The sequence below is a fragment of the Streptomyces marokkonensis genome, assembly GCF_008312835.1.
GTDB lineage: Bacteria > Actinomycetota > Actinomycetes > Streptomycetales > Streptomycetaceae > Streptomyces > Streptomyces marokkonensis_A.
Genome location: NZ_VSKS01000010.1, coordinates 39,366 through 51,687 on the forward strand (window position 1 = coordinate 39,366; position 12,322 = coordinate 51,687).

The 12,322-nt window shown below is 73.3% G+C and carries 10 protein-coding genes; 8 read left to right on the forward strand and 2 right to left on the reverse strand.

The window, feature by feature from the left end; genetic code table 11:
• The first annotated feature begins 18 nt into the window (after positions 1-18).
• Positions 19-813, forward strand: a complete 795-nt coding sequence (locus F1615_RS18505) for a glutamate racemase (RefSeq protein WP_167533799.1) — start codon at positions 19-21, stop codon at positions 811-813.
• A 50-nt stretch (positions 814-863) separates the two neighbouring features.
• Complete coding sequence (locus F1615_RS18510; RefSeq protein WP_149550100.1) at positions 864-1,409, forward strand: hypothetical protein; 546 nt, start codon at positions 864-866, stop codon at positions 1,407-1,409.
• Positions 1,410-1,637: 228 nt separating this feature from the next.
• On the opposite strand, the gene F1615_RS18515 is transcribed toward F1615_RS18510, so the two are convergent.
• Entirely contained in the window at positions 1,638-2,702 is a 1,065-nt protein-coding gene (locus tag F1615_RS18515) for an O-antigen ligase family protein (RefSeq protein ID WP_149550101.1), read from the reverse strand.
• Positions 2,703-2,967: 265 nt separating this feature from the next.
• Between F1615_RS18515 and lnt the strand changes: the two genes are divergently transcribed.
• The 4 genes from lnt to F1615_RS18535 all read left to right on the forward strand — a co-directional run bounded on the left by lnt (position 2,968) and on the right by F1615_RS18535 (position 8,048).
• A complete protein-coding gene (lnt, locus tag F1615_RS18520) occupies positions 2,968-4,581 on the forward strand; it encodes an apolipoprotein N-acyltransferase (protein ID WP_149550102.1) in 1,614 nt (537 codons plus the stop codon).
• Between the two features lie 56 nt (positions 4,582-4,637).
• Positions 4,638-5,117 carry an NUDIX hydrolase gene (locus tag F1615_RS18525; protein WP_149550103.1) on the forward strand — a complete coding sequence of 160 codons (480 nt, stop codon included), beginning with the start codon at positions 4,638-4,640 and terminating at the stop codon, positions 5,115-5,117.
• Between the two features lie 54 nt (positions 5,118-5,171).
• Complete coding sequence (locus tag F1615_RS18530) at positions 5,172-5,972, forward strand: 3-hydroxybutyrate dehydrogenase (protein WP_149550104.1); 801 nt, start codon at positions 5,172-5,174, stop codon at positions 5,970-5,972.
• 87 nt (positions 5,973-6,059) lie between these two features.
• Entirely contained in the window at positions 6,060-8,048 is a 1,989-nt protein-coding gene (locus tag F1615_RS18535) for a helix-turn-helix domain-containing protein (protein ID WP_149550105.1), read from the forward strand.
• A 43-nt stretch (positions 8,049-8,091) separates the two neighbouring features.
• Here the strand turns inward: F1615_RS18535 and F1615_RS18540 are convergent, their stop codons facing one another.
• Positions 8,092-9,477 (reverse strand): MFS transporter, encoded by a 1,386-nt coding sequence (locus tag F1615_RS18540; protein ID WP_149550106.1) that lies wholly within the window; start codon positions 9,475-9,477, stop codon positions 8,092-8,094.
• A gap of 707 nt (positions 9,478-10,184) precedes the next feature.
• Between F1615_RS18540 and F1615_RS18545 the strand changes: the two genes are divergently transcribed.
• Entirely contained in the window at positions 10,185-10,766 is a 582-nt protein-coding gene (locus F1615_RS18545; RefSeq protein ID WP_149550107.1) for a carbonic anhydrase, read from the forward strand.
• 11 nt (positions 10,767-10,777) lie between these two features.
• Positions 10,778-12,259: a SulP family inorganic anion transporter gene (locus F1615_RS18550; RefSeq protein WP_149550108.1), complete on the forward strand. Its 1,482-nt coding sequence runs from the start codon at positions 10,778-10,780 to the stop codon at positions 12,257-12,259.
• The last annotated feature ends 63 nt before the right edge of the window (positions 12,260-12,322 follow it).

The following is a 12,322-nucleotide window of genomic DNA, read 5'->3' on the forward strand; positions in this document are numbered from 1 at the left end:
ATCGACTATCGTGACCGGGTGAAGATCGCGCTCATGGACTCCGGAATCGGACTGCTGGCGGCCACGGCCGCGGTACGGCGTCTGCGCCCCGACGCCGATCTCGTACTCTCCCTCGACCCCGACGGCATGCCCTGGGGACCGAGGACCCCCGAGGACCTCACCGGGCGCGCCCTCGCCGTCGCGGAGGCGGCGGCGGCACACCGCCCCGACGCCCTGATCGTCGGCTGCAACACCGCCACCGTGCACGCCCTCACCGCCCTGCGCGCCCGTCTCGAACCCGCGCTGCCCGTCATCGGCACCGTCCCGGCGATCAAGCCGGCCGCGGCCGGCGGCGGACCGCTGGCGATCTGGGCCACGCCCGCCACCACCGGCAGCCCCTACCAGCGCGATCTGATCGAGAACTTCGCCGACGGCGTGACCGTCACCGAGGTGCCCTGCTGGGGGCTCGCCGAGGCGGTGGAGCGAGCGGACGAGACGGCGATCGACGCCGCGGTCGCCGCGGCCGCCGGGCTCACCCCGGACGACGTGACGACCGTCGTCCTGGGCTGCACCCACTACGAACTGGTCGCCGAGCGCATCCGGGCCGCCGTGCAGCGCCCCGGCCGTCCGCCGCTCGTCCTGCGCGGCTCCGCCGGGGCCGTGGCCGCCCAGGCCCTGCGCCGCCTCGGTGAACGGGCTGCCCCGGGGGGGCCGGTGAGCGGCACCCTGACGGTGCTGCTGAGCGGACGCGACGGCGTGCTGCCCGAGGCCGCCCTCACCTACGCCGAAGGCAGGCTGCTCCAGCCGCTCGCTCCCGCCCGGACGGCCCAGTAACGCTGTGCTACGCGGTACCAGCTGAGCGAATCCTGAGTAGTCTCAAACGTATGAGGGACCACCGCCACGGCGAGCACGGCCCCGACCCCGGGGTCTGGACCGGCCGCGCCACCGGTCGCTTCCAGTGGCTCCTGGCGCTGATCGGCGCCGCCTGCATGGCGCTCGGCATCGCGCTGGCCGTCGACTCCGCGTGGACGACCGGTGTCGCGCCGCTGGTCATGGCCGTCGTCGGCTGCATCGCCGCCGGTCTGCTCGTCCTGTTCGGCACCCTCGCCTTCGTGCACGTCGCGCTGCGGGTCGACGAGGACCATCTCGAGGTGCGCTGCGGGCACATGGGGTTGCCGCGCCGCCGTATCCCGCTGTCGCACGTCGCGGGCGCGGAGTTCGCCCCGCACGTCACGCCGCGTCACTGGGGCGGCTGGGGATACCGCTGGCGGCCCGAGAAGGGCACGGCGGTCGTCGTGCGCCGCGGCGAGGGGGTCGTCCTGCGACTGTGGGACGGCCACACCTTCACGGTCACCGTGGACGACGCGGAAGCGGCGGTCACCGTCATCCGCGACCGCCTCCGCCCCCGCAAACCGGGCACGGAGCACTGAGCCGAGCGATCCCGGTACGGCGCCGGATCGCCGTACCGCGGGTCGCGCGAAGGGCGGGCGGAGTGTGCGGACCGACGGGCCGCACCCCGCCGCCGGACGAGCCGGTCACCACGCGGACGCGGCCTGCCCGTCGCCGCCGTGGCCGGTCGTCCGGCCGACGGGTGCCGCGGCCGGTGCCCGCAGGCCGTCGCCGCGCGCAGGCGGGGCGGCCCGTGCGTGTGCGGCCGGTCACCGGGTGGGGCGGTTCCCGCGCGGGCGTGTGCCGCCCGCGCCGCGGGTCGCGTCGTCCGGGAAGGGGCGGGAGGTCGCCAGGCCCGCCAGCAGGCCGCCGCCCACGGACACCGCCGTGAAGCTCAGGGCGTTGCCCACCGAGGCGATCGCGGCGAGACCCGTCAGAGCCGCGCCCGCGGTCAGTACCACCGGCGTGGCACGCGGGCTGCACCAGAGGGCGTACAGCAGCCAGCCGAACACGAGCGCCAGCAGCGCCACCCCGACGACGCCCTGCTCGGCCGCGAGCTGGAGCGGCGCGGAGTGCGGCTTGCCGTCGGACAGCGGCGACCGGACCGACGTCGCGCTGAGGTCCCCGAAGCGCCCCGGGCCCACACCCAGGCCCGCGTGCTCCCGGACCATGCCGAGCGCGTCCCGCCACAGCCCGACGCGGTGCGGGGTCAGCCGGCCCTCCAGCGACGCCGCGAGCCCGTCCGGGACGGCGTTCCCGGCCACCGCCCAGGCCGGCCCGGCCACCCCCGCGACGGCCACGCCCAGCGCGGCGAGTGCGGGACCGCGGCGCCGTACGCGGCCCACGGCGAGGGAACACAGCAGCACCGCGGTGCCCGTGACGCATCCGGCGAGCGACCCCAGCACGGCCGCGGTCACGACGATGCCCGCGGCCAGCAGCCGCAGCGCGAACCGCACCGCCGGCGCGGTGGACGCCCAGGCCGCGCAGCACGCGGCGCCGACCGACAGGGTCACCATGGCGGCCGTCGCACCGGCGTGCCCCAGCGGGGCGGTGATCTGCGGGCCCGGCGTCAGCTGCGGGACCGTCACCGTCAGGCCGATGCCGGCCAGGGCACCCGCGCAGGGCGCGGCCACCGGCAGCAGTGCCCCGCCGACCCGGCCCGCGGCATAGCCGGCGGCCACGGCGAGGACCGCGAGCAGCATGCCCTCCGGGCGGCCGCCCAGCGCCGCGGCCGTGACCAGGGGCCAGGCCGCACAGGCACCCAGCACGACGACGCCCGCCGCGTCCGGACCGATCCGTCTTCCGCCGTCCGCGTCCGTACCGGCGGCAGCCATCACCGTGGAACCCACCCCGCACCCCGCACCGCGTCGCCCCCGACCTGTGACGGGCCCCGGGCGCCGGCACCGCGACGCGCCGCACGACCGGGGCACCGGCACACCGTAACGGCTGGTGGCCGGTTTGGGGATGTGTGGTGACACGTCCCGTGGAAACGATGCCGCGCGCCGGCCGTTCCGGAGGGGGCACGGGCCACCGGCGGCGACCTCCTGCCCGCGCGGCCGTGCTTGTCGGCCACCAGGTCACCCGCCGTAGACTCCCGGAGTGACCGTCACCGCAACCACCGTCGGCGAGTCGGACCCGATGCCGCCGCAGACCGCGTCCAGCGCGCGGGGCCGGCGGCTCGTGCGCCTCCTCCCGGCCGCCGCAGCCGCGCTCTCGGGCCTGCTCCTCTACGTCAGCTTCCCGCCGCGCACCCTGTGGTGGCTGGCCCTGCCCGCCTTCGCCGTCTTCGGCTGGGTTCTGCGCGGCCGGAGCTGGAAGGCGGGACTCGGCCTCGGCTACCTCTTCGGACTCGGCTTCCTGCTGCCGCTGCTGGTGTGGACCGGTGTCGAGGTCGGACCCGGCCCGTGGATCGCGCTGGTGGTGATCGAGGCCATCTTCGTCGCGCTGGTCGGCGCGGGGATCACCGTGGTGTCGAAACTGCCCGGGTGGCCGGTGTGGGCGGCGGCCCTGTGGATCGCGGGCGAGGCGGCACGCGCGCGCGTGCCGTTCAGCGGCTTTCCCTGGGGCAAGACCGCGTTCGGTCAGGCGGACGGTGTCTTCCTGCCGCTCGCCGCGCTCGGCGGCACCCCGGTGCTCGGCTTCGCCGTCGTGCTGTGCGGCTTCGGCCTGTACGAGACCGTGCGGCTCGCCGTGCGGGCACGCCGTACCGGGACCCTGCACCGGGCCGCGGCGGTCGTCGGCGTGCTGAGTGTCGCCGTCCCGCCGGTCGCGGCCCTCGCGGCCCGCGCGCTGGTCGGCGACAAGGCCGAGGACGGCACCACCACCGTCGCCGTCATCCAGGGCAACGTGCCCCGTCTGGGTCTCGACTTCAACTCCCAGCGGCGCGCCGTCCTCGACTACCACGCGCGGGAGACGGAGCGTCTGGCCGCCGAGGTGGCGGCGGGCAGGGTCGGGCGCCCGGACATCGTGCTGTGGCCGGAGAACTCGTCCGACATCGACCCCTTCGTGAACCCCGACGCGCGCGCCGTCATCGACAAGGCGGCCAAGGCCGTCGACGCGCCCATCTCGGTCGGCGGCGTGGTCGCCAGGGACGGCAAGCTGCTCAACGAGCAGATCCTCTGGGACCCGGTGAAGGGCCCCGTCGACACCTACGACAAACGGCAGATCCAGCCCTTCGGCGAGTACCTGCCGCTGCGCCCGCTCGTCGGAGCGATCAACGAGAACTGGACCTCGATGGTCCGCCAGGACTTCAGCCGGGGCGGCGAGCCCGGCGTGTTCCGCATGAACGGCACCGGGGTCGGCCTGGTCACCTGCTACGAGGCCGCCTTCGACTGGGCGGTGCGCGACACGGTCACCGCGGGAGCCCAGCTGATCTCGGTGCCCAGCAACAACGCCACCTTCGGCCGCAGCGAGATGACCTACCAGCAGCTGGCCATGTCCCGGGTCCGCGCCGTCGAGCACAGCCGCGCCGTCACCGTGCCGGTGACCAGCGGGGTGAGCGCGGTCATCATGCCCGACGGGGAGATCACGCGGAGGACCGGCATGTTCGTCGCCGACTCGCTGGTGCAGGAGGTGCCGCTGCGCTCCTCCCTGACGCCTGCCACCCGTCTCGGCGTGCTTCCGGAGGCCGCCCTCGTCCTCGTCGCCGCGGGCGGCATCGGCTGGGGCGTCGGCGCCGGGGTGCGCGCACGACGACGCGCCGGCGACGCGTAGGCGTACGCCCCAGGACGCGCGGGGGAGCGCCGGGCGGCGCCGGTTAGGGTCGGCCCATGGCCACTCCTGACTTCATCCGCACACTGCGCGCCTCCGCCGGTCATCAGCTGCTGTGGCTCCCCGGGGTCACGGCGCTCGTCTTCGACGACGAGGGCCGGGTGCTGCTGAACCGCCGGTCGGACACGCGCAAGTGGTCGGTGATCGGCGGTATCCCCGACCCGGGGGAGCAGCCCGCGGCCTGCGCCGTGCGGGAGGTCGAGGAGGAGACCGCGGTGCGCTGCGCCGTCGAACGGGTCGTGCTGGTGCAGGCGCTGGACGCGGTGACGTACGAGAACGGCGACATCTGCCAGTACATGGACATCACCTTCCGTTGCCGTGCCCTCGGCGGCGAGGCGCGGGTCAACGACGACGAGTCACTGGACGTCGGCTGGTTCGCCGTGGACGCGCTGCCGGAGCTGAACGAGTTCGCGCGCTTCCGTATCAAGCAGGCCCTGTCGGACGCACCCACATGGTTCGACCCCATTGGAAAGGGTTGAACTGTAGGGCCCGACCACATGGGTCGGCCCGGGGGTGCTGCCTAGGGTCGACCCATGACCGCGCCCCGTGCCCTCCCGGCCCCCCACGCCACCCCCGTCGACCTCGGTGGCCGTACCGCCCTCGTCACCGGTGCCGCCGGCGGCATCGGCCGCGCCTGCGTGCTGCGGCTCGCGGCCGCCGGGGCCAAGGTCAGAGCCGTCGACCGGGACGCCACGGGACTGGAGGCGCTCGCCGGGACGGCCCGGGACCTCTCAGGCACCGTCGAGCCGCACGTCCTGGACCTGACCGACCTGGACGCCGCCGAGCTCGTCGCCGCAGGCACCGACGTCCTGGTCAACAACGCGGGGCTGCAGCTGGTCCGTCCCCTCGAGGAATTCCCGCCCGACGTCTTCCACACGGTGCTCACCGTGATGCTGGAGGCACCCTTCCGGCTCATCCGGGGTGCCCTGCCGCACATGTACGGGCAGGGCTGGGGCCGCATCGTCAATGTGTCCTCGGTCCATGGACTGCGGGCCTCCGCCTACAAGTCCGCTTATGTGGCCGCGAAACACGGCCTGGAAGGGCTGTCCAAGACCGCCGCACTCGAAGGCGCACCCCACGGCGTCACCTCCAACTGCGTGAACCCCGGCTATGTGCGCACCCCCCTGGTGGAGAAGCAGATCGCCGACCAGGCCCGCGCGCACGGCATCCCCGAGGAACGCGTCCTGTCCGAGGTGCTGCTGCAGGACAGCGCGGTCAAGCGGCTCATCGAACCGGAGGACGTCGCCGAGGCGGTGGCGTACCTGTGCGGCCCGCGGGCGTCGTTCGTCACCGGCACCTCCCTGGTCCTGGACGGCGGCTGGACCGCGCACTGAGACATCGGCCACCGGCGGCCGGCCGTCGGCCGACGGAGTTGTCCACAGGCCTGACGGGGTGGCCGGGGGATGAGGAATCCTGTGAGCATGCCCCGCGATCACACGCAGCCCGCCGAGCGTTCCGCCCCCGCCGCCGCAGCGCCGGGCCGGGCCCTTCCCGAGGCCGGCCCGGGCTCCGGCGGTGCCGAGGCGCCGTTCCTCGAACTGCTGGCCCGCGGCGCACCCGCCGAGGCCTACGAGCAGCCGGTGCTGCTCGCCCGCGCCGGGGGAATGCCCGCCGACCGGATCGCCGCACTCGAACAGGCCAAGCTCCTCGCCCTGCGCGTACGGTCCGAACTCGAGGGACGGCGGCGCCGGGAGGCCGAGCTGTCCGCGCTGTTCGAGACCGCCCACGACCTCGCCGGGCTGCGCGACCTGGACGCCGTCCTCCAGGCCATCGTGCAGCGCGCCCGCTCACTGCTCGGCACGGACGTCGCCTACCTCAGCCTGAACGACCCGGTCAGGGGCGACACCTACATGCGGGTCACCGAAGGGTCGGTCGCCGCCCGCTTCCAGCAGCTGCGCCTCGGCATGGGGGAGGGCCTCGGCGGCCTGGTCGCCCAGACCGCCCGCCCCTACGTCACCGACGACTACTTCCGCGACGACCGCTTCCAGCACACCCACACCATCGACACCGGTGTGCGGGACGAGGGCCTCGTCGCCATCCTCGGGGTGCCCCTGACGCTCGGGCACCACGTCATCGGTGTCCTGTTCGCCGCCGACCGGCGCGCCAGGGTCTTCGAACGGGAACAGATCGCCCTGCTCGGTTCCTTCGCAGCCCTCGCCGCGGCCGCCATCGACACCGCCAACCTGCTGGCGGAGACCCGCTCGGCCCTGGCAGGCCTGGAGCGCGCCAACGAGATCATCCAGGACCGCAGCGCGGTCATCGAACGCGCCTCGGACGTCCACGACCGGCTGGCCGAGCTGGTCCTGCGCGGGGGCGGGGTGCACGACGTGGCCGCCGCCGTCTCCGAGGTCCTGGACGGGACGGTCCGGTTCACCGAGGCCACCGCCGCACCCGCCCGGGCCCTCGAGTCCTCGCGGGCGGAAGGCCACGCGGTACGGCACGGGGACGACTGGATCGCCGCCGTGGCGGCCGGGGACGAACTCCTCGGTGCGCTCGTCCTGCGCGGCCACCCGTGCCTCGACCCCGTCGACCAGCGCACACTGGAACGCGCGGCCATGGTCACCTCACTGCTGCTGCTCGCCCGCCGCTCCGCCGCCGAGGCCGAGCAGCGCGTCCGCGGCGAACTGCTCGACGACCTGCTCGACGCCCGCGACCGCGACCTCCGCCTGCTGCGTGAGCGCGCCGCCCGGGTGCACGCCGACCTCGACGCCACCCACGCGGTACTCGCCGCCCGGCTGGACGGCGGCGCCGCGGACGCCGACCAGGAGGCCGACGCCCGCAGACGGCTGTGGGCTGCGGCCTCGCACTTGGCGGCGACCCGGCAGGGCCTCGCCGCCGCGCGCGACGGCGGCACCGTCCTGCTGCTGCCCGTCACCCCCGGGGACACCGCCACAGAACTCGCCCGCCGCACCGCCCGTCAGCTGGGAACCGCGGTCCACGAGCCGGTCACCGTCGGCGCCTCCGCCCCGGTCGAGCGGCTCACCGCCGCCCCCGACACCGTGGCGGCGGCCTACGCGGAGGCCCGCCGCTGTCTCGACACCCTCCGTCTCCTCGGCCGCGCCGGTGAAGGCTCCGCCGCCGAGGACTTCGGCTTCCTGGGGCTGCTGCTGGCCGGGGAGCGGGACATCGCCGGCTTCGTCGACCGCACCATCGGCCAGGTCGTCGCGTACGACGAGCGACGCGGCACCGAGCTGCTGCGCACCCTCGACGCCTACTTCGCCCGCGGGATGAGCCCCGCCCGCACCAAGGACGAGCTCCACGTCCACGTCAACACGGTCGCCCAGCGGCTGGAACGCGTCGGCCGCCTCCTCGGCGACGACTGGCAGAGCCCGGCCCGGGCACTGGAGATCCAGCTCGCGCTGCGCCTGCACCGGCTGTCCGGGACCACGCGGCCCCCCGCACAGACCTGACCCCCGTACGCGGGGCGCGTACGGGGGCCGGGTCCGCACCGGATCAGACGGTGCGCGCGTCCTGCTTGGCCGGGGTCTCGTCGGCCTCTTGCCGCTCACCCGACGGCGCCACGTCCGCCAGGTCACGGTGGCGGGTCTCCTTGGCCACCGCCACGGCCACGACGGTCAGCAGGCTCGCCGCGATGACGTACAGCGCGATCGGGGTGGAGCTGCCGTAGTCCGACAGCAGCGCGGTGGCGATGAGCGGCGCCGGAGCACCTGCCGCGACCGAGGCGAACTGCGCGCCGATGGAGGCACCGGAGTAGCGCATCCGGGTCGCGAACATCTCGGAGAAGAACGCGGCCTGCGGCGCGTACATCGCCCCGTGCAGCACCAGACCCACGGTCACGGCGAGCAGCAGGTTCCCGAATCCGCCGGTGTCGATCAGGGCGAAGAACGGGAACATCCACAGCCCCACCCCGACCGCGCCGATCATATAGACCGGGCGCCGCCCGAGCCGGTCCGACAGCGCACCCCAGCCCGGGATGACGGCGAAGTGGACAGCCGACGCGATGAGCACCGCGTTGAGCGCGGTCTGCTTCGAGACGCCGGCCGAGGTCGTGGCGTACACCAGGATGAACGCGGTGATCACGTAGTAGCTGATGTTCTCCGCCATACGGGCGCCCATCGCCACCAGCACGTCACGCCAGTGGTGCCGCAGCACCGCCACGACCGGCATCCGCTCCGCGTCGGCGTCCGCCTTGCGGGCCTCGGCACGCTCCAGGGCCTGCTTGAACACCGGCGATTCATCGACAGAGAGACGAATCCACAATCCGACGATCACCAGCACCCCGGACAGCAGGAACGGGATCCGCCAGCCCCAGGAGCCGAAGGCGGAGTCCGACAGCACTGCGGTCAGCAGCGACAGCACACCGGTCGCCAGCAGCTGCCCCGCCGGCGCGCCGGTCTGCGGCCAGGAGGCCCAGAACCCGCGCCGCCGCGCGTCCCCGTGCTCGGACACCAGCAGCACGGCACCGCCCCACTCGCCGCCCAGCGCGAAGCCCTGGACCAGCCGCAGCACGGTGAGCAGCACGGGGGCGGCGCTGCCGATGGTGGCGTGCGTGGGCAGCAGCCCGATCGCGAACGTCGCCCCACCCATCATCAGCAGACTCAGCACCAGCAGTTTCTTGCGCCCGAGCCGGTCCCCGTAGTGCCCGAACACGAGCGCGCCCAGCGGCCGCGCCGCGAACCCGACGGCGTACGTCAGGAACGACAGCAGCGTGCCGACCAGCGGATCGGAGTTCGGAAAGAACAGCTTGTTGAAGACGAGCGCGGCGGCGGAGCCGTAGAGGAAGAAGTCGTACCACTCGATGGTGGTGCCGATGAGGCTGGCGGCGACGATGCGCTTCAAGTTGCCGGGGGGCGGGGGAGCGGTTGCTGCGGAGGCCATGTGCGCCACTTCCTCGTGTGCGGTGGGGACGGGTACGTGTCGGCACACCGTAGAAATACGCAGGTCAGGCGCACATGTGGTGGGGCACCATAGTTCGGGGACTGGGTATGCGTGCAGCCACCATGCTGGCTCGGGGAAGGGTGGTTCGGGGGCTCGACGGTGTTCGACGCGACGGTGCCCGGCATGGGCACCGTCTGCTGCGGGCGCGGCCCGCTCGCGGCGCGCCGGAACCCTCGAGGGCTTGTCGAGCTCGTGACCAGGCCACAAGCGACGAAAGTCGGCACGCCGAGGGCCAGTTCACGTCACCCATGACACGCTTTCAGACTCTTTTGAGTGCCGAAACGCAAACTTCACCTTGCAAATTACTTTGCAGGGTTATTGTGCTTCTTGGTCAACCGTTGACCAAGCGTTGGTATGTTCTAGAGGCTGCGGCTCGCCCGGGGGAGGCTCATGTTCCGAGACAGGAAGGCCCGAACCGTGTTGCCGATCGGCGCCGCCGCCTCGCCCCATTCCCTCTCTTCGCATCCCGCTTGTTCTTTGCAGCCGCGCATACATTCCGTTGCGTCCTGGCCAAGGGTCGGGGTCGGCTCGGAATCACGCCCTCCGGGAAAGTGAAGGCGATGCGTGACGCGGTGTCAGAGCAGTCCCCCACCTGTCCTGTCAGTCCGACGCGCCCCCCACGGCGCGCCAGGAGGAGTCACCACACCATGCAGCCCCTCATCGACAACGCCCGCACGTTCGGACAGCGCCCTGAGGAGTTCGCCGGCCTGGCCAAAGGCCAGTCACCGGAAGTCCTGTTCATCACCTGCGCCGACTCCCGTGTGGTTCCGGCCCTGATCACCGGCGCCCGCCCCGGCCAGCTCTTCGAGCTGCGCACGGCAGGCACCATCGTCCCGCCCTACGCCTCCGAGCACCCCACCGGCGAGGCGGCCACCATCGAATACGCGGTGGAAGTGCTCCGCGTCCAGCACATCGTGGTCTGCGGCCACTCCCACTGCGGCGCCGTCGGCGCGCTGGTGCGCGGGGAGGACCTCGACGCCGTACCCGCCGTGCGCGACTGGCTCAGGCACGCCGCCGACGAGCCCGACTGCTCCGACAAGGCCGACCCGACCGTCGCCGAGGCCGTGCAGAGCCATGTCCTGACGCAGCTGCTGCGGCTGCGCTCCTACCCCTGCATCGAAAAGCGCCTCCACGCGGACGAACTCCGGCTGCACGGCTGGTACTACGAGGTGCACACCGGAGCCGTGCGCGAACACCGCTCGCAGACCGACACCTTCGAGGCGCTGTGAGGGGGCCGGCTGTGACGTCACGGTTTCCGCACCTGCGAGAGGACTTCGCCGCCTCCGTCGTCGTCTTCCTGGTCGCCGTCCCGCTGTGCGTGGGCGTGGCCGTCGCCTCCGGCGTCCCCGCGGAGCTGGGCCTGGTCACCGGCATCGTGGGCGGTCTCGTCACCGGGCTGATGCCCGGCAGCAGCCTGCAGGTCTCGGGGCCGGCCGCGGGCCTGACCGTGCTGGTCTTCGAGGCGGTCAGCGAGTTCGGCGTTGCGGCGCTCGGCGTGATCGTGCTGATGGCCGGGCTGCTCCAGCTCGTCATGGGCCTGCTCGGGGTGGGCCGCTGGTTCCGTGCGATATCCGTCTCCGTCGTCGAGGGCATGCTCTGCGGCATCGGTCTGGTGATCATCGCCGGGCAGATCTACGCGGCGGCGGGCCTGAAGGCCCCGGAGACCGGCATCGGCAAGGTCGCGGGTCTGCCCGGGGCGTTCACCGACGCGCTCGGCAACACCGAGGCCCTCACCTCGCTCGCGATCGGCGTGGGCACCGTAGCCGTCATCGTGCTGTGGAAGAAGATGCCGAAGGCCGTACGGTCCGTGCCCGGCGCCCTCGTCGCGGTACTGCTGGCCACTCTCGTCTCGCTCGTCTTCCGCCTGCCGGTCGCCACGGTCGAGGTGGAGGGTCTGCTCGGCGTCATCCAGCCGCCCGGTGCCGACGCCTTCGGTGAGCTCGCCGGCCCGGCCGTCTGGGGCACCATCGTCGCTTTCGCGCTGATCGCCTCCGCCGAGTCGCTGTTCAGTGCGGCGGCGGTGGACCGGCTGCACGACGGTCCGCGCACCCAGTACGACAAGGAGATGATCGCCCAGGGTGCGGGCAACACGGTGTGCGGCGTGCTCGGCGCGCTGCCGATGACCGCGGTGATCGTGCGCAGCTCGGCCAACGTCAACGCGGGTGCGAGGACCAAGGCGTCGCGTGTGCTGCACGGCGTGTGGCTGCTGTTGTTCGCCGCCGCGCTGCCCTCCGCGCTGGCGCTGATCCCGCTGCCCGCGCTCGCCGGCATCCTGGTGCACGCGGGCTGGAAGCTGATCCCGTTCCGCCAGGTCGTCGGGCTCTGGCGGGGCCACAGAGGCGAGGCGGTGATCCTGGTGGTCACGGCCGTGTCGATCGTCGCCGTGAACATGTTCGAGGGTGTGCTCATCGGTTTTGCCCTGGCGGTGATCAAGACCGCCTGGCAGGCATCACACCTGAAGACGGAGGTCATAGACAAGGGCGCCGGGCCGATCCAGGTGCATCTGTCGGGCAACGCGACGTTCCTGCGGCTGCCGAAGATACTCGACAGTCTGGAGGCCCTTCCGCAGGACCGGCCGATCGAGGTGGACCTGTCCGGGCTGCACCACCTCGACCACGCCTGCCGGACCGCGCTGGAGAACTGGGCCCAGCGGCACAGCGGAGCCGACACCGAACCGGTGAAGGTCAAGTCCGCGGAACCGGTGAGGGCCACGGCGCAGTGACGCGGGATCTGCCGCCCGGCGGGACGCCCGGCCCAGGTATCCCGCCGGGCGGCTCGTCGCGGC

What these genes read in the sequence shown, in the direction of transcription:
- F1615_RS18510 (WP_149550100.1), top strand. Translation starts at nt 864, where the DNA reads ATGAGGGACCACCGCCACGGCGAGCACGGCCCCGACCCCGGGGTCTGG.
- F1615_RS18515 (WP_149550101.1), bottom strand. Translation starts at nt 2,702, where the DNA reads ATGGCTGCCGCCGGTACGGACGCGGACGGCGGAAGACGGATCGGTCCG.
- F1615_RS18525 (WP_149550103.1), top strand. Translation starts at nt 4,638, where the DNA reads ATGGCCACTCCTGACTTCATCCGCACACTGCGCGCCTCCGCCGGTCAT.
- F1615_RS18530 (WP_149550104.1), top strand. Translation starts at nt 5,172, where the DNA reads ATGACCGCGCCCCGTGCCCTCCCGGCCCCCCACGCCACCCCCGTCGAC.
- F1615_RS18535 (WP_149550105.1), top strand. Translation starts at nt 6,060, where the DNA reads ATGCCCCGCGATCACACGCAGCCCGCCGAGCGTTCCGCCCCCGCCGCC.
- F1615_RS18540 (WP_149550106.1), bottom strand. Translation starts at nt 9,477, where the DNA reads ATGGCCTCCGCAGCAACCGCTCCCCCGCCCCCCGGCAACTTGAAGCGC.
- F1615_RS18545 (WP_149550107.1), top strand. Translation starts at nt 10,185, where the DNA reads ATGCAGCCCCTCATCGACAACGCCCGCACGTTCGGACAGCGCCCTGAG.